Annotated in this window: 13 protein-coding genes and 2 tRNA genes; 3 read left to right on the forward strand and 12 right to left on the reverse strand. The window is 45.0% G+C overall.

The features are described from left to right. Nucleotides 1-243: 243 nt before the first annotated feature. The 3 genes from ACTS60_RS13480 to ACTS60_RS13490 all read left to right on the forward strand — a co-directional run bounded on the left by ACTS60_RS13480 (nucleotide 244) and on the right by ACTS60_RS13490 (nucleotide 4342). Entirely contained in the window at nucleotides 244-2280 is a 2037-nt protein-coding gene (locus ACTS60_RS13480; protein ID WP_440888652.1) for an EAL domain-containing protein, read from the forward strand. Nucleotides 2281-2429: 149 nt separating this feature from the next. Then, nucleotides 2430-3443 carry a ubiquinone anaerobic biosynthesis protein UbiU gene (gene ubiU, locus ACTS60_RS13485; RefSeq protein ID WP_005431919.1) on the forward strand — a complete coding sequence of 338 codons (1014 nt, stop codon included), beginning with the start codon at nucleotides 2430-2432 and terminating at the stop codon, nucleotides 3441-3443. 20 nt (nucleotides 3444-3463) lie between these two features. Further along, nucleotides 3464-4342 (forward strand): U32 family peptidase, encoded by an 879-nt coding sequence (locus ACTS60_RS13490; protein ID WP_440888768.1) that lies wholly within the window; start codon nucleotides 3464-3466, stop codon nucleotides 4340-4342. Nucleotides 4343-4439: 97 nt separating this feature from the next. Here ACTS60_RS13490 and vmrA read toward each other — a convergent pair whose 3' ends face one another. The 12 genes from vmrA to ACTS60_RS13550 form a co-directional block, all read right to left on the reverse strand. Next, on the reverse strand, nucleotides 4440-5786 hold the full coding sequence (gene vmrA / locus ACTS60_RS13495) for a sodium-coupled multidrug efflux MATE transporter VmrA (protein WP_440888653.1): 1347 nt from the start codon (nucleotides 5784-5786) through the stop codon (nucleotides 4440-4442). 58 nt (nucleotides 5787-5844) lie between these two features. Continuing rightward, a complete protein-coding gene (locus ACTS60_RS13500; protein WP_440888654.1) occupies nucleotides 5845-6258 on the reverse strand; it encodes a MarR family winged helix-turn-helix transcriptional regulator in 414 nt (137 codons plus the stop codon). A gap of 100 nt (nucleotides 6259-6358) precedes the next feature. Next, the gene (gene nlpI, locus ACTS60_RS13505) at nucleotides 6359-7276 is read right to left on the reverse strand and encodes a lipoprotein NlpI (RefSeq protein WP_440888655.1); all 918 of its coding nucleotides are present in this window, start codon (nucleotides 7274-7276) and stop codon (nucleotides 6359-6361) included. A gap of 180 nt (nucleotides 7277-7456) precedes the next feature. After that, nucleotides 7457-9589, reverse strand: coding sequence for a polyribonucleotide nucleotidyltransferase (pnp, locus tag ACTS60_RS13510; RefSeq protein ID WP_071235325.1), 2133 nt, complete (start codon nucleotides 9587-9589; stop codon nucleotides 7457-7459). A 323-nt stretch (nucleotides 9590-9912) separates the two neighbouring features. After that, complete coding sequence (gene rpsO, locus ACTS60_RS13515; protein ID WP_010450057.1) at nucleotides 9913-10182, reverse strand: 30S ribosomal protein S15; 270 nt, start codon at nucleotides 10180-10182, stop codon at nucleotides 9913-9915. 150 nt (nucleotides 10183-10332) lie between these two features. Next, a complete protein-coding gene (truB, locus tag ACTS60_RS13520; protein WP_440888656.1) occupies nucleotides 10333-11277 on the reverse strand; it encodes a tRNA pseudouridine(55) synthase TruB in 945 nt (314 codons plus the stop codon). Beyond that, nucleotides 11277-11684, reverse strand: a complete 408-nt coding sequence (rbfA, locus tag ACTS60_RS13525; protein ID WP_005449148.1) for a 30S ribosome-binding factor RbfA — start codon at nucleotides 11682-11684, stop codon at nucleotides 11277-11279. Before rbfA ends, truB begins: the two co-directional genes overlap by 1 nt. A gap of 109 nt (nucleotides 11685-11793) precedes the next feature. Continuing rightward, the gene (infB, locus tag ACTS60_RS13530; RefSeq protein WP_440888657.1) at nucleotides 11794-14478 is read right to left on the reverse strand and encodes a translation initiation factor IF-2; all 2685 of its coding nucleotides are present in this window, start codon (nucleotides 14476-14478) and stop codon (nucleotides 11794-11796) included. Between the two features lie 21 nt (nucleotides 14479-14499). Then, nucleotides 14500-15987, reverse strand: a complete 1488-nt coding sequence (gene nusA / locus ACTS60_RS13535) for a transcription termination factor NusA (RefSeq protein WP_440888658.1) — start codon at nucleotides 15985-15987, stop codon at nucleotides 14500-14502. Between the two features lie 36 nt (nucleotides 15988-16023). Continuing rightward, nucleotides 16024-16479, reverse strand: coding sequence for a ribosome maturation factor RimP (gene rimP, locus ACTS60_RS13540; protein ID WP_005530330.1), 456 nt, complete (start codon nucleotides 16477-16479; stop codon nucleotides 16024-16026). Nucleotides 16480-16707: 228 nt separating this feature from the next. Then, nucleotides 16708-16784: transfer RNA gene (locus tag ACTS60_RS13545), tRNA-Met, on the reverse strand. A gap of 56 nt (nucleotides 16785-16840) precedes the next feature. Further along, a tRNA-Leu gene (locus tag ACTS60_RS13550) sits at nucleotides 16841-16924 on the reverse strand. Between the last annotated feature and the right edge of the window lie 10 nt (nucleotides 16925-16934).

The following is a 16934-nucleotide window of genomic DNA, read 5'->3' on the forward strand; positions in this document are numbered from 1 at the left end:
TGAGAATGCTTATATTAAGCGATAGAGTAATACCTATACCTGTTATGCATCAATAAAAATTGTTTGTTTGCTTCATAAGCAGTTTTCGTGGCAAAGCCGTCATTTTTTGAACTTACTTGGAGATTTGACGCGCTCACATTGATAAACCCTTTAATAACGAGATGTTCAAAGTTATAGTTATCAAAACAGCGTTTTTATTACACGGAAGAATAATCAGGCTCTTTGGAGATCGGTAACCCCATAATGCCTTCGCAGCACCTAAAACATTGGTTTGTAAAGCTCACCTCAAATAGTCCTTTTTTCTTTGCCATCTTAGATAACGAGTATCGTTATCGAATGGTAAGTGAGCGCTATTGCGATATTACAGGTTTAGCACATGATGATGTCGTCGGTCTTACCGACGAACAAGTATTGGGTGAACAGTTTTATCATAAACTTCAGCCTTACTATCAGCGTGCCTTCAGCGGAGAGCACATTGAGGCCGAAGTGACTCTCGATGAAACCGACTTAGAAACTAGCCTTCACTTCAGTATTTCTCCAATTATTGAAGACAAACAAACTCGATTTGTTGTTTTTCATGCCATTGATACCTCTGAAAAACAAATCTTGGTTCGCTCGCTTGAAGAATCCGAAACAAAGTTTAGTAAGCTGACTCAGTTATTGCCCGATGGTTTATTGCTAGTTGAAGATGACATCATCATCTCTGCAAACCCCGCTTCAGCGCGTTTACTTGGCTTGAACTCACCACATGAATTGCTTGGTGAAGAACTCTCTAGACTGTTTATCGACGAGAACAGCAAAAAAGTATTCAGTCATAAGCTCAGTTCATTATTATCGGAAAAGCCGTTTATTTGCCTGACCAGTGCTCGCTGTGGCTTTGAACGTAAAGTGCAACTTAATGCTGATATCACCGCTATTCTTGGTAGTGAGTCTCAAATCATCTTGATTCAAGACGCGGATGACACACCAAAAAATTTATCGAATAGCACTGAAGATGCACATATCGATTCACTGACTAAGCTTTATAACCGATTTGGCTTTACCAAGCGTTTAGAACAGTTAATCAGAAGCCAAACACCATTGTTGGTCTTCTATCTTGATATCGACAACTTCAAAAACATCAATGACTCGCTTGGTCATCATATCGGCGACAAAGTGATCCAAGAAGTTTCAGCCCGACTAAAACGTTTGTTACCTAACCAAGCTATCATTGGTCATTTAGGTGGTGACGAGTTTGGCATCATCCTTCCCGAGCCTGAAAACTCGAGAATGGCGGAAATTATCTCTGATCGTATTATTTCCCTGATCAACCAACCTTTCGATCTGCATCATTTTAGTAAACGCCTCGCGTGTTCTATCGGTAGTGTTCGTTATCCAGAAGATGGTCAGGACGCGCGCATTCTGCTGCAAAACGCAGACACTGCGATGTACGAAGCAAAAGATCGCGGCCGTAACCGTCTGATTAAATTCAATGACCAGATGAACAAAGAAGCGCGCATGCGTTTGTGGTTAGAGATTGAGCTACAAAAAGCGTTGCAGCAAAACGGTTTGGAAGTGTGGTACCAGCCAAAAGTTAACGCACGTGATTTCAGTATTAACGGTGCAGAAGCACTCGTACGTTGGAAGCACCCCGTCGAAGGCTACATTAGTCCAGGGGCATTTATCCCTGTAGCAGAACGTGCAGGCTTGATTGAGCACCTTGGTCGTGTGGTAATGCGTGATGTATTTAACACGGTGAAACGCTGGAAACTGCAAGGTATCTTACCGGGCCGTGTGGCAATAAACCTCTCTCCAGAGCAATTTGGTAATCCACAACTGATCGATTACATGGAAAAGCTACTGCGCACCACAGAACTCGACCCAAGCTGCATTACCTTTGAGCTGACAGAAAGTGCGGTAATGAGCGACAGCGAGCACACGGTACAAATGCTTAATGCGATCAAAAAGCTTGGCTTTGCGCTGTCCATCGATGACTTCGGTACCGGTTACTCTTCCCTTTCCTACTTAGCTCGCTTCCCTATCGACGAGCTAAAAATCGACCGTGCGTTTATCAACGACATCGACACCCTTCCAAAACAAGTTACAGTCATTGAGAACATCATCAACCTAGGTAAGTCACTGGATTTAACCGTGGTAGCAGAAGGCGTAGAAACCCACCAGCAAGCAACACTGCTATCGAACTTGCAATGTAACTCGATTCAAGGCTTCCATTTCTACCGCCCTCAACCAAAACACGAAGTTGAAGAGTTGTTTGCACAGAACCGTCGTCATAAGAACTGATCTCAACTGCAACAAAATCTAAGATTTATCCCTTACTCTCAAGGGGTAAATCTCAACTTTATTGAGCTAAACCTAACTTAGGTCAATTTCGCTATTCATAATTCTTCATAAAATGCGGACACCTTTTTATTCTCTATGATTGTGAGCATATGGAACTCTTGTGTCCTGCGGGTAACTTGCCTGCGCTAAAAACCGCGATTGATTGCGGTGCAGACGCCGTATACATCGGCTTTAAAGACGATACCAACGCTCGTCACTTTGCCGGTCTTAACTTCAACGGCAAGAAGCTAGAAAAAGCGGTGCAATACGTTCATGACCGCAACAAAAAGATCCACGTAGCACTAAACACCTTTGCCCATCCAAACGGGTTCGAACGTTGGACAAACGCTGTCGATAATGCAGCAGCACTAGGTGTCGATGCATTGATCGTCGCAGACATTGCAGTACTAGAGTACGCTGCTCGCAAATACCCAGAGCTAGAACTACACCTGTCAGTACAGGCTTCTGCAACCAACGTTGCAGCAGTAGATTTCTACAAGCAAAACTTCAACGTTAAACGTGTTGTACTGCCGCGCGTACTGTCTATCCATCAGGTAAAACAGCTTTCACGCAACATCACCAGCGATGTCGAACTGGAAGTATTTGCTTTCGGTAGCCTTTGCATCATGTCGGAAGGTCGTTGCTACCTATCGTCTTACATGACTGGCGAATCACCAAACACCGTTGGCGCGTGCTCTCCAGCAAAATACGTTCGCTGGCAAGAAACAGAAAATGGTCTGGAATCTCGTCTTAACGATATCCTGATTGATCGCTACAGCGCGGGTGAAAACGCAGGCTACCCAACTTTGTGTAAAGGTCGTTTCGAAGCTGAAATCGAAGGCGAGAAAAAACGCTACCACGCACTGGAAGAGCCAACCAGCTTGAACACCCTGTCTATGCTGCCAGAACTGTTTGCTGCGAATGTCGCTTCAGTAAAAATTGAAGGTCGCCAGCGTAGCCCTGCGTACGTAGAACAAGTAACGCGCACATGGCGTGCTGCGATTGATCGCTACCAAGCAAACCCAGAAGCTTACCAAGTAGAAGCGGCTTGGGATGCAGCGTTGGCAAACGTGTCTGAAGGTACGCAAACCACACTTGGTGCTTACCACCGTAAATGGCAGTAGAGGTTAAGATGGATAACTCAATGAAATACGCGCTTGGTCCACTGTTGTACTTCTGGCCAAAGCAAGATGTTGAAGCGTTTTACGAACAAGCGAAATCAAGCTCTGCGGACATCATCTACCTTGGTGAAACCGTATGTTCAAAACGTCGTGAAATGAAGCCCGCACATTGGTTCGATATTGCAAAAGACTTGTCTGCATCTGGCAAACAAGTCGTTCTTTCAACGATGGCACTATTAGAAGCACCAAGTGAAGTGAACATCATGAAGAAGTACATCGACAACGGTGACTTCGCGATTGAAGCCAATGACGTGTCTGCGGTTCAACTGGCTTCTGAGCACAAAGTGCCTTTCGTCGTTGGCCCTGCGGTTAACACCTACAACGCTCATACGCTTAACTTGTTCCTAAAACAAGGCATGATCCGTTGGTGTATGCCTGTAGAGCTATCTCGTGAATGGCTCAGCAATACGCTGGTTCAATGTGATGAACTTGGTATTCGCAATAAGTTTGAAGTAGAAGTATTCAGCCACGGTTATCTGCCACTGGCTTACTCGGCGCGCTGTTTTACCGCTCGTGCAGAAAACAAAGCTAAAGATGATTGCGAAACTTGCTGTATTAAATACCCAACAGGTATCCAAGTAAGCAGCCAAGAGGGTCAGGAAGTATTTAACCTTAACGGTATCCAAACTCAGTCTGGTTACTGCTACAACCTGATCAACGACCTACCAAGCATGGAAGGCCTGGTTGATGTGGTTCGTTTGAGCCCTCTTGGTCTCAGCACCTTCTCTGAACTGGACCAGTTCCGTTCAAACGAGAAAGGCAGCAACCCAGGCGAGATCCAAGACCGCCAATGTAACGGTTACTGGCATCAGCTTGCGGGTCTAGAAGTGAAGAACATCTAAACACTTCTCACGACTATCAAAGCAATAAAAAGCGAGGCACTGACCTCGCTTTTTCGTTACTGTTACTTTTTCGTAGCTATTCGCTAAGTGCTAGACACTAAGATACTTGAACCCTTGGTTCCACCGGACTCTGATTCATCAATTTCTTGATATCACGCCACAGCATTGTCATGACCACTAAACTCAAGGCGATGTTAGACAGTGGAAACGCAATCCAAATACCCGTCACACCCAGTAACTTCGGCATGATGAACAAGAACGGCAATTGAATCACCATATTACCAATGGTCACGAACATAGCTTTACTGCCTTTGTTGACTGATTGGTAGTACGCTGCCGCAACCACCAAGAAACCATCCAAGAACAGCGCAAACATATGCAGACGAATACCCTCCACCGCTGCGTCAATCAGATGTTGGTCTGCGTTGTTGAACACAGAAACAAACTCGTATGGGAAGATGTTCATTAAAATAACAAACGCAACACCGCCGAGCACCGAAGTACCCATTGCAACTTTCAACAACTTACGAATATTGTCCTGATTACGAGCACCATGGTTATAGCTCACCAAAGGCTGCATACCATTGGCGATACCTTCTGCAATCAAATAGTAAACCGTCACGATGTAGCCAAGGATAGCGTAAGCACCTATTAATAGTGTACTACCGTACTGAGCAAGTAACGCATTGTGTAGTGCCACCATCATCGAACCATACGCATACATAAAGAAGCTGGATGTACCGATCATCACAATCTTAGGAATGACATCAAACTGCATCTTTAAGTCGCTAAGAGACAAACGCATGTTGGCTCTGGAAGTAAAGAAGTAGCCCACACCCAAAATCGTCACCACCATTTGTGCTAACGCGGTTGCGATTGCTGCACCAGTTAACTCCCAACCAAGCCAAGCGATAAATAGGTAATCGAGTACAATGTTGATCACCGCACCAATCACCATCAAGATGGTGGCAAGGTTTGGGCTATCGTCATTACGCAGCAAAAACGGTACTGCGATCGAGCCTAGCGAGAATACACACGCAACGCTCAAGATATGCAGGTACTGCAAACCAAGCTCGTAAACACGACCTTCAGCACCCTGCCAGCGAATAAAATCGTCGGCGAAAAAGAACAACGTTGCCGCGACGATTGGCATTAAAGCAACCAGAAGCAACAAGCCTGTTGAGAGAATACGTTTCGCGCCCTCACTGTCTTTTTCACCTTGCTTGATAGAGGCTAGTGCACCAGTACCCACCCCGACCATCATACCGATACCGAGTATCGAGCCGATGATTGGCCAAGCAACGTTAATACCTGCTAATCCATCAGCACCGACATAACGACCGATAAAAATGCCATCGACGACTTGATATAAGCCGTTAACCAACATGGCCGCAACAGTCGGAATTGTGTATTTCCAAAACTGTTTATAGATAGAGTTTTGCATGACTACCACCAATAGTTAGCAAGGCTAACTAAATAGATAAAAGAATAAAATAATAGGTTTAGTTTCCGAGCGCTTTATCTAATAGCGCTTTCAATTGCTGTGCTTCTTTCGCATCCAACTTACGCATAAGCTGCTGTGAAATATCTTTGTAAACCACTTGTTCCAAAGACATTTCAGCTATCACCTCTTCGGTTAATAACACACGTTTGGAACGAGCATCTTCATTACAAACAATGCGCTTCACTAAGCCCTTTTTCTCCAAACGAACGACCATGTTTGAAGCAGAAGGTTTAGTAACGTGAAGCTCTTCAGCCAAATCGGTAATCCGTATACCTTCAGAATGAAGTTGTATCACCCGCAGATAATCGAACTCATTAAAGCTCAAACTCGAAAGTGGATCTTCTTTGGCATAAACACGCCACGCTTTTGCACAAAAGCGCTCTAGCTCAATCAAGCTTTTTTCCAATGCCACGGTACTTTGCTCATTTAGTTAGCAAGGCTAACTATTTTAGTTACCCAAAGTATAACTTTCAAGCAGAAAAAAGCCGCTCCAGTTGAGCGGCTAAGAACAATTATTGTTGCTGTACACTTTCTGCTTTAATTTTAGCTAAGCGTTCTTGCTGGAGTTTTTCGTATATTTGCGTCAGTTCAACAAATGAATAGCGGTGTTCCACATACTCATAGACATTGAACGAAATCGCTAATTTATAGAGCGATATAGCATCTGCTACATCACCCTCTAGTTGATAACGTTTGCCGAGATAGAAATAAGTTTCCGTTAAACGCTCTGCTAGGCGGTGATTCTCTCGCGTCCCTTCCATGATAGCTTTCAGTGCTGCGTCATCAGGCACATCTCTCAGCATAATGGCGACTAAAACCCACCCCCACTCTTCGCTAATATCACGTTGATATCTTTGCTGTAGGTTTGCCTTCGCTAACTCTGGATTTTGCTCTGCTTCAATAATGTATAACCACAATGCTCGAAAAGGATCTTTAGGGTTCTCTTCGTAGTGCTTTGTCATATCTTCCATAGCAAGATCAATTCGACCACCATAGTACAAAGCAATCGCACGGTTACGTTCCGCATAAGAGTTCTCTGGCGCAAGCTCTAATGTTGAATCAAATGCTTCATAAGCGGCGTCGAACTCACCTAGCTGAGTAAAGTAAACGCCAAGCAGATTGAATATATCTGGCTGAGCAGGATTTAGCTGTAGTGACTGATTAAAATCAAGGCGAGCAAGGTCTCTCAAACCAACGCTATCGTAGTAACTTCCGCGCTCGTAATGCATTTTAGCTCGTACTTCATCACTAAGATCTGGTCGTTGTAATAGCTGTGATAGTCGTGCAATCTGAACCTCTTGCTGCACACTTGGCTGCAATGGTACAGCCATTGGCGGATATACCCACTGCTGAGAGGTCTGTTGAGAAGTGTTAGCACACCCCGTCAATGCAATTGCAATACATAAACTTGCGGTTTGAAACCATTTCACTAATTGATACTCCTGTTTGGACCGCCTTCAACTCACGATGTATTAATGCACTATAGGATATTTCTATCCATCAAATACAATTAAAAATAGCAAGTTAAAAAAAGGGGAGCGAAAATGCTCCCCTTTTATAGCACGTTTTCAGGCCGTTAATCTAATAAAAGACTAATGCCCAAATCAGTATTACTCGTCTTTAGCAGCAGGTGCTTCAGCAGCTTCTTCAGCAGGCTTTTCTACCGCTTCTTTCATGCTTAGACGTACACGACCTTGGCGATCGATTTCAAGAACTTTAACTTGAACTTCTTGACCTTCCGTTAGGTAATCAGACACTTTCTCAACACGCTTTTCAGCGATTTGAGAGATGTGAACTAGACCATCTTTACCAGGAAGAATAGTAACGAATGCACCGAAGTCAGCTAGACGAGCAACTTTACCTGTGTAGATACGGCCCACTTCAACTTCTGCAGTGATCTCTTCGATACGACGGATTGCTTCTTTCGCAGCTGTACCTTCAGTTGCAGCAATCTTGATTGTACCGTCGTCTTCGATTTCGATAGTTGTACCCGTCTCTTCAGTTAGAGCACGGATAACTGCACCACCTTTACCGATAACGTCTTTGATCTTCTCAGCGCTGATCTTCATTGTGTGAATGCGCGGAGCGAACTCAGAGATGTCTTCACGAGCACCAGAGATAGCTTCATCCATTACAGATAGGATGTGCTTACGTGCACCTTGCGCTTGGTTAAGAGCAATTTGCATGATCTCTTTAGTGATACCTTCGATCTTGATATCCATCTGAAGTGCAGTGATACCGTCGTTAGTACCTGCTACTTTAAAGTCCATGTCACCTAGGTGGTCTTCGTCACCAAGGATGTCAGAAAGAACAACGAAGTCGTCGCCTTCTTTAACTAGACCCATTGCGATACCCGCAACAGAAGCTTTAATTGGAACACCAGCATCCATAAGTGCTAGAGAAGTACCACATACAGAAGCCATTGAAGAAGAACCGTTAGATTCAGTGATTTCTGATACTACACGTACTGTGTATGGGAACTCATCTACAGATGGCATTACAGCAGCAATACCACGCTTAGCTAGTTTACCGTGGCCGATTTCACGACGCTTAGGAGAACCAACAAAACCAGTTTCGCCTACACAGTATGGAGGGAAGTTGTAGTGTAGTAGGAAGTGATCTTTACGCTCACCTGTTAGCTCGTCGATGATTTGAGCGTCGCGCTGCGTACCTAGAGTCGCAGTTACGATTGCCTGAGTTTCACCACGAGTGAATAGTGAAGAACCATGAGTACGTGGAAGAACGCCAGTACGTACGTCAAGCGCACGAACCATATCTTTTTCACGACCATCGATACGTGGGTTACCAGCGATGATGCTACGACGAACAACTGTCTTCTCTAGATCGTGGAAGATAGTGTGAATTTCTTTCGTGTTTGCTTCTGGATCTTCAGCAAGTAGAACTTCGTTTACTTCACCAGCGATAGCGTGGATACGGTCGTAACGCGCCATCTTCTCAGTGATTTGGTAAGCTTCTACTAGTTTCGCTTCTGCAAGTTCTGCGATCTTGTTTACAAGCGTAGTGTTCTCTTCTGGAGCAACCCAATCCCAAGCTGGAGTCGCTACTTCAGCTGCGAATTCGTTGATTGCAGAGATAACTGCTTGCTGTTGATCGTGACCGAACACAACTGCAGAAAGCATCTCTTCTTCTGTTAGGTTGTCTGCTTCAGACTCAACCATAAGAACAGCGCCTTCAGTACCAGCAACAACTAGGTCTAGTTTAGACGTTTCTAGTTCAGTGTTGCTTGGGTTCAGTACTAGTTGACCATCAACGTGACCAACACGTGCTGCACCGATAGGACCGTTGAACGGAATACCAGAGATAGCAAGAGCAGCAGAAGTACCGATCATTGTTACGATGTCTGGTTGAACGTCAGGGTTCACAGACATAACTGTCGCGATAACTTGAACTTCGTTTTTAAACGCATCTGGGAATAGTGGACGGATTGGACGGTCGATCAGACGAGCCGTTAGCGTTTCACCTTCAGAAGGACGACCTTCACGCTTGAAGAAGCCACCAGGGATTTTACCTGCAGCGTAAGTACGCTCTTGGTAGTTAACCGTTAGAGGGAAGAAGTCTTGACCTTCAACCGCTTCTTTTTTACCAACTACAGAAACGAATACTGCCGTATCGTCCATAGTAACCATTACTGCAGCCGTAGCTTGACGTGCGATAACGCCAGTTTCTAGAGTAACTGTGTGGTTACCGTACTGGAACGTTTTAACAACTGGTTTTTCGAACATTGTTATTCCTTGTTTCCAAGCGCATCGAATGATTTGCTCAGAGAGTATTGATTGATACTCAAGGCATTACGAATCGCGACTAGTAAAAACAAACTGATTGGGTATTCAGTTCACTTTTAATAGTCGCGACCTTTTGGTCGACGTTGTGACTGTAATGCAATGAGCTACTTTGGATATAAAACTCCGATCGTGGAATTTTACCGTGCGTAGTATAACGACTTAAATAGGATTTGGCTAAGCTATAGCAATTAAATTAAGTTGCGGGCAACAAAAAAGGGGCTAAAAAGCCCCTTTTTCGACAAACTGTTCTATGCAGCCGCTGATTAGCGACGTAGGCCTAGACGCTTGATTAGATCTTGGTAACGAGAAAGGTTTTTACCTTTCAGGTAGTCAAGAAGCTTACGACGGCGAGAAACCATACGTAGAAGACCACGACGGCTGTGGTGATCGCCTTTGTGCGCTTTGAAGTGACCTTGTAGGTGGTTGATAGAAGCTGTAAGTAGAGCTACTTGAACTTCTGGTGAACCAGTGTCGCCTTCGCCTTGTGCGTATTCTGCAACGATTGCTGCTTTAGTTTCTGCATTCAGAGACATAATTCTCTCCTAATAAGAGTAGGTTTAAAGTTGTAGCAGCCAATCTCTGATTCAGCCGCTACGCGAAGCGCGAATTATAGGGAAGTTTCCTTATACGCGCAATATAAAAATACCGGCGATTTCGCCGGTATTTTCAACTCATTGACAAGCTTATGCTTCGTCGCGGAAAACCACCAAACGTTTCGGTGCTACTTTTCCATCGTCGTTCAATTCTGCAACACCAATGAAAAGTTTCTCTTCACCTGAAGTCATTCGAAGTGGCGTACCTGCTGGTGCACCGAACACCTGCACGGGCATGCCGTGCTGTACCAAGTTGGTTAGCTCTGCGTTTAGATTTACCTCTGGCAGATCTTCAACGGCGGTATCCATCGGTAACAACAGTGGATCAAGCAACTCTTTCGGCGCGACTTCGTCACGATGCGCTTGCTCTAGCAACTCATTAAGTTGCTCAAGCGTTACCATTTTTTCGTACGGATATTTTGCAACACCAGTACGACGAAGCATGGTCACGTGCGCACCACAACCAAGCATTTCACCAAGGTCATCAACGATAGTACGGATGTATGTGCCTTTTGAACAATGCACTTCCATCTCTACTTCATCACCTTCAAAGCGGTGAAGTACGATTTCGTATACCGTGATCTTACGAGACTCACGCGGCACTTCAATACCCTTACGTGCGTACTCATAAAGTGGCTTACCTTGGTATTTCAATGCTGAGAACATTGAAGGTACTTGGTCTGATTCACCACGGAACGTATCAATGCACGCTTCTAGCTTCTCTAGATTCACATCAATAGGACGCGTCTCTACCACTTCGCCATCAGAGTCAGACGTATCAGTACGCTCACCAAGCTTTGCGATTACGCGGTAGCGCTTGTCTGAATCTAACAAGAACTGAGAGAACTTGGTTGCTTCGCCTAAGCAGATTGGCAACATGCCCGTCGCTAGTGGGTCCAATGCACCCGTATGACCCGCTTTTTCAGCGAAGAAAATACGCTTTACTTTTTGCAGTGCATCATTTGAAGAAATACCTGTTGGTTTGTCCAACAAGATAACGCCATTAATTGGACGACCTTTACGACGACGAGCCATTACTCTTCCCCTGCCTGATCTTCTTCGCGACCTGAATCTTGCTGTTTACGCTTGTCTTCGCTAACCACTTCAGAAACTAGGTTAGACATGCGCATACCTTCTACTAGCGTGTTGTCGTAGTAGAAACGGATTTCAGGAGTCAAACGTAGGCGAATACGCTTGCCTAGCATCATACGGATGTGCACTTCGTGTTCACGTAGTGCCGCAAGGCATGACTCTGGCGTTTGCTCACCCACACATAGGAAAGTAACGAATACTTTTGCGTAAGCAAGGTCACGTGATACTTCTACATCTGAAATCGTAACCATGCCTAGGCGAGAGTCACGAACTTCACGTTGAAGGATCATCGCAAGTTCTTTTTGCAGCTGCTGTGATACGCGCTGCGTGCGGCTAAATTCTTTTGACATATTCATTCTCTTAAATAGAAAGAATGGGGGGATGGTCAAGCCAGCCCCCCATGGTGTATTCAACAACCAATTACTATTTGTCTTTCAGACGGTTAGTAATTTTAGTCAATTAGTCTAGAGTACGTTTGATTTCAACGATTTCGAATACTTCGATCTGGTCGCCTACGCGAACGTCGTTGTAGTTCTTAACGCCGATACCACACTCGTAACCATTCTTAACTTCTTGAACGTCATCTTTAAAGCGACGTAGTGACTCTAGTTCACCTTCGTAGATAACAACGTTATCGCGTAGTACGCGGATTGGGTTGCTACGCTTAATCAGACCTTCAGTAACCATACAACCAGCGATTGCGCCCAGTTTAGGTGACTTAAATACGTCACGTACTTCAGCAAGACCAATGATCTCTTGCTTGAATTCTGGAGCAAGCATACCGCCCATTGCTTGTTTAACTTCGTCAATCAATTGGTAAATGATTGAGTAGTAACGTAGATCAACGCTTGCAGCTTCGATAGCGCGGCGAGCAGATGCGTCAGCACGTACGTTAAAGCCAAGGATGATTGCGTTAGAAGCTTCTGCAAGAACTGCATCAGTTTCTGTAATACCACCAACACCAGAACCAACGATGTTTACTTTCACTTCGTCAGTAGACAGTTTCAGTAGTGAGTCAGCAATTGCTTCCACAGAACCTTGTACGTCTGCTTTAAGAACTACGTTTAGTTCAGCAACTTCACCAGCAGTCATGTTAGAGAACATGTTCTCTAGTTTAGATTTCTGCTGACGAGCAAGTTTCACTTCACGGAACTTACCAGCACGGTAGTTTGCTACTTCACGTGCTTTACGCTCGTCACGTACTACTGTTGCTTCGTCACCTGAAGAAGGTACGCCTGAAAGACCTAGAATCTCTACAGGGATAGATGGACCCGCTTCTGTGATTTCTTTACCTAGCTCGTCGCGCATTGCACGAACACGGCCGTATTCTTGACCACAAAGAACGATGTCGCCTTTGTTTAGCGTACCAGATTGAACTAGTACTGTTGCTACTGGACCACGACCTTTATCTAGGCGAGATTCAACAACAACACCAGACGCCATGCCTTCTGCTACAGCTGTTAGTTCTAGAACTTCAGACTGAAGAAGGATTGCTTCTAGAAGACCGTCGATGTTTGTGCCCTGTTTAGCAGAGATGTGAACGAACATGTTCTCACCGCCCCATTCCTCAGGGATTACGTCGTATTGAGCTAGCTCATTCTTAACGTTGTCTGGGTTCGCGTCTTCTTTATCGATCTTGTTCACAGCAACAATCAGAGGTACGCCTGCCGCTTTCGCGTGCTGGATCGCTTCAACTGTTTGTGGCATTACGCCATCGTCTGCCGCTACTACTAGAACTACGATATCAGTCGCTTGAGCACCACGAGCACGCATTGCAGTAAACGCTGCGTGTCCAGGAGTATCAAGGAACGTGATCATACCGTTGTCAGTTTCAACGTGGTAAGCACCGATGTGCTGTGTAATACCACCCGCTTCGCCTGAAGCAACGTGTGTACGACGGATGTAGTCAAGTGTTGACGTTTTACCGTGGTCAACGTGACCCATGATAGTTACAACTGGAGCGCGTGGTACTGCTTCCGCGTTAGTATCGCGGTCTGATAGTACTGCTTCTTCCAGTTCGTTCTCTTTACGAAGAACTACCTTGTGACCCATTTCTTCAGCAACAAGTTGTGCAGTTTCTTGGTCGATCACTTGGTTGATAGTCGCCATAGCGCCCATCTTCATCATTACTTTGATAACTTCTGTCGCTTTAACCGACATTTTGTTAGCAAGTTCAGAAAGAACGATTGTTTCACCAATTACAACGTCTTGTTTCGCTACAGTCGCAGACTTATCAAAACCGTGTTGCATTGAAGTTGGCTTAGCAAGTTTGCCTTTGTTACGGCCCTTGCCACCACGCTGGTTACGACCACCGCGTGATTGCTCTTCTTTCGCAGGTTTTTTCTTCTTACGACGTGCACCACCTTCTTGTTGACGATCTGCTGCATCTTCAGCTTCACGAGCGTATGTAGAAGTGGTTACATGGTAATCAGAGTTCTCAAGTTCTTTCTTCTTAGACTCTTCTTCAGACCAACGAGCTTCGTTCTCTTCTGCAAGTTTACGAGCTTCTTCAACAAGCTTAGCTGCTTCTTGCTCAGCTTTACGTTGGGCTTCTTCTTCCTGACGACGCTTTAGCTCGTCAGCTTCTTTCTTCGCTTGCGTATTAACATCCGCATTTTTTGCATTCATTTCTTTCTTAGCCTTTTCAGCTTGTGCGCGTTTTGCCTTTTCTTCAGCGTCACGTTTTGCATCCGCTTCACGTTTCGCTTTCTCTTCGGCTTCGCGCTGTGCTTTCTCTGCAGCTTCACGTTTGGCTTGTTCTTCTGCCTCACGCTTCGCAAGCTCTTCAGCTTCACGTTTTGCTGCTTCCTCAGCCTCACGTTTTGCGTCGTCTTCGATAGTGCTGCGCTTCACATACGTGCGCTTCTTACGCACTTCTACTTGAACATCCTTACTTTTGCCGCCACCTGCTGCAACACTTAACGTGCTACGAGTCTTACGTTGAAGCGTCAGTCTAGTAGGTTCAGATTCGCCCGACGTATCGCCGTGCTCTTTCTTCAGGTGAGAGAGAAGCTTCTGCTTCTCCTCATCCGAGACATGGTCAGAACTCGCTTTGTTCATGCCAGCGTCAGCAAGTTGTTCCATTAAGCGGTCGACTGGAGTACCAATCTCTTCACTCAGTGCTTTAACTGTTAATTGTGTCATGCCGCTTCCTCCTTGCTGATATTATGCTTCTTCGCCGAACCAACAGATGTTACGCGCAGCCATAATAAGCTCGCCTGCACGTTCTTCTGTCAGGCCTTCAATACCTTCTAAATCATCGATACCTTGGTCAGCTAGATCTTCAAGTGTTGCTACACCTTTTGCTGCCAACTTGTATGCCATTTCACGCTCTAGACCTTCTAGACCTAGTAGGTCTTCAGCAGGTTCTAGACCTTCAAAAGATTCTTCTTGTGCTAGAGCAATCGTGGTTAGTGCGTCTTTCGCACGGCTACGAAGCTCTTCAACTAGCTCTTCGTTTAGACCATCAACTTCTAGTAGTTCGTTAACTGGAACATAAGCGATTTCTTCTAGCGTTGAGAAACCTTCTTCAACAAGTAGTTGAGCAAAGTCTTCTTCAATGTCTAGGTACTTCATGAAGTTTTCGATAGACGCTTGAGACTCCTCAGCGTGCTTCTTCTGAAGATCCGCTACTGTCATTACGTTCAGTTCCCAACCAGTCAGTTGAGATGCTAGACGTACGTTTTGACCGTTACGACCGATAGCTTGTGCTAGGTTGTCCGCTTCAACCGCGATGTCCATTGAGTGTGCATCTTCATCAACAATGATAGAAGCAACATCAGCAGGCGCCATTGCGTTGATTACGAATTGAGCTGGGTTATCATCCCAAAGAACGATATCGATACGCTCACCGCCAAGTTCACCAGATACTGCTTGTACACGTGCACCACGCATACCAACACACGCACCTACAGGGTCGATACGCTTGTCGTTTGTTTTAACAGCAATCTTAGCGCGAGAGCCAGGATCACGTGCAGCACCTTTCAGTTCGATGATTTCTTCAGCGATTTCTGGAACTTCTACACGGAACAGTTCAGCCAACATTTCTGGCTTAGAACGTGTAATGAAAAGTTGGAAACCACGTGCTTCTGGAGCAACTTTGTAAAGAAGACCACGAACACGGTCACCAGGACGGAAGTTCTCACGAGGAAGTTGGTCATCACGTAGGATTACCGCTTCTGCGTTATTACCTAGGTCAAGAACGATCGTCTCACGGTTTACTTTCTTAACAGCACCAGTGATAAGATCACCTTCGTTGTCAATGAACTGTTCTACGATCTGTGCACGTTCAGCTTCGCGAACTTTTTGCACGATAACTTGCTTAGCAGTTTGTGTCGTAATACGGTCAAAAGTAACTGAAGGGATATCGTCTTCAACAAAATCACCTAGCTGAAGTTCTGGATCTTCATACTGTGCAGCTTCTAGTGAGATTTCTTTTGTTGGATTTTCAACTTCATCAACAACTAACCAACGGCGGAATGTTTCAAATTCACCCGTTTTACGGTCAATGGCAACACGCACATCGATTTCGATTTCGTATTTTTTCTTTGTAGAAGTTGCTAGAGCAATCTCAAGAGCTTCAAAGATACGCTCACGAGGTACCGCTTTTTCATTCGATACCGCTTCTGCTACCGCTAAAATTTCTTTACTCATTGTATTTAGCCTCTAAGCTTCAAATTTTTTAGGGAACTAAAATTTAGGGATCAGGTTAGCTTTTGAAATGTTACTTAGAGCAAACTCTTCTTGTTGCCCTTCACAAGTAACTGCTATTGTCTCACCATCTACGCTGTGGATAATGCCTTTCCACTTACGACGGTTTGCAACAGCCATTTTCAATACGATGCTGACCTCGTGACCAATAAATTGCTCGTAATGTGCTGCTTTGAAAAGTGGTCTTTCTAAGCCTGGAGAAGAAACTTCTAGGCTGTAAGCAACAGAAATTGGATCTTCAACGTCTAATACCGCACTAACCTGATGGCTAACTTCTGCACAAGCATCTACGTTAATACCATTTTCATGGTCGATGTAGATACGTAACGTTGAGTGCGCACCCGCACGAATAAATTCTAATCCAACTAACTCGTAGCCTGTTGCCTCTACTGGAGCTTCAAGCATTTCAGTAAGTTGTCTTTCTAAACCAGTCATTTGAACCACTCCAGAAACAAAAAAAGGGCTCAGAGCCCAATCAAAAAACCAAGCAGTATCTGAGCAATTATAAAAACTCAGATAACAAAAAACCCCGAAAAGTCGGGGTTTTATGCTGCTGGACCCTGATACGTTAAGAATAGCGAAAAGTGCTTTTCTTAACTCACAGTGTGGTTAGCACTGTGCAAACTTGCCAATCGAGTCATTCTTTCCAACGAAAGAAGAGATTGGTTGCGGGGGCCGGATTTGAACCGACGACCTTCGGGTTATGAGCCCGACGAGCTACCAAGCTGCTCCACCCCGCGTCCGACTTGCTGAGCATTATACCGCCAAACAAGTGATTTACAAGTTTGTAAATTTATGGTGCCGAGAGAGGGACTCGAACCCTCACACCAAAGGCACTAGCACCTCATGCTAGCGTGTCTACCAATTTCACCATCTCGGCTACACAAACC

Source organism: Vibrio sp. WZ-1 (assembly GCF_052037695.1).
In the GTDB taxonomy this organism is placed as follows: Bacteria; Pseudomonadota; Gammaproteobacteria; order Enterobacterales; family Vibrionaceae; genus Vibrio.

What these genes read in the sequence shown, in the direction of transcription:
- ubiU (WP_005431919.1), top strand. Translation starts at nt 2,430, where the DNA reads ATGGAACTCTTGTGTCCTGCGGGTAACTTGCCTGCGCTAAAAACCGCG.
- truB (WP_440888656.1), bottom strand. Translation starts at nt 11,277, where the DNA reads ATGGCTCGTCGTCGTAAAGGTCGTCCAATTAATGGCGTTATCTTGTTG.
- rbfA (WP_005449148.1), bottom strand. Translation starts at nt 11,684, where the DNA reads ATGTCAAAAGAATTTAGCCGCACGCAGCGCGTATCACAGCAGCTGCAA.
- pnp (WP_071235325.1), bottom strand. Translation starts at nt 9,589, where the DNA reads ATGTTCGAAAAACCAGTTGTTAAAACGTTCCAGTACGGTAACCACACA.
- rpsO (WP_010450057.1), bottom strand. Translation starts at nt 10,182, where the DNA reads ATGTCTCTGAATGCAGAAACTAAAGCAGCAATCGTTGCAGAATACGCA.
- rimP (WP_005530330.1), bottom strand. Translation starts at nt 16,479, where the DNA reads ATGACTGGTTTAGAAAGACAACTTACTGAAATGCTTGAAGCTCCAGTA.
- ACTS60_RS13490 (WP_440888768.1), top strand. Translation starts at nt 3,464, where the DNA reads ATGAAATACGCGCTTGGTCCACTGTTGTACTTCTGGCCAAAGCAAGAT.
- nusA (WP_440888658.1), bottom strand. Translation starts at nt 15,987, where the DNA reads ATGAGTAAAGAAATTTTAGCGGTAGCAGAAGCGGTATCGAATGAAAAA.
- ACTS60_RS13480 (WP_440888652.1), top strand. Translation starts at nt 244, where the DNA reads ATGCCTTCGCAGCACCTAAAACATTGGTTTGTAAAGCTCACCTCAAAT.
- infB (WP_440888657.1), bottom strand. Translation starts at nt 14,478, where the DNA reads ATGACACAATTAACAGTTAAAGCACTGAGTGAAGAGATTGGTACTCCA.
- vmrA (WP_440888653.1), bottom strand. Translation starts at nt 5,786, where the DNA reads ATGCAAAACTCTATCTATAAACAGTTTTGGAAATACACAATTCCGACT.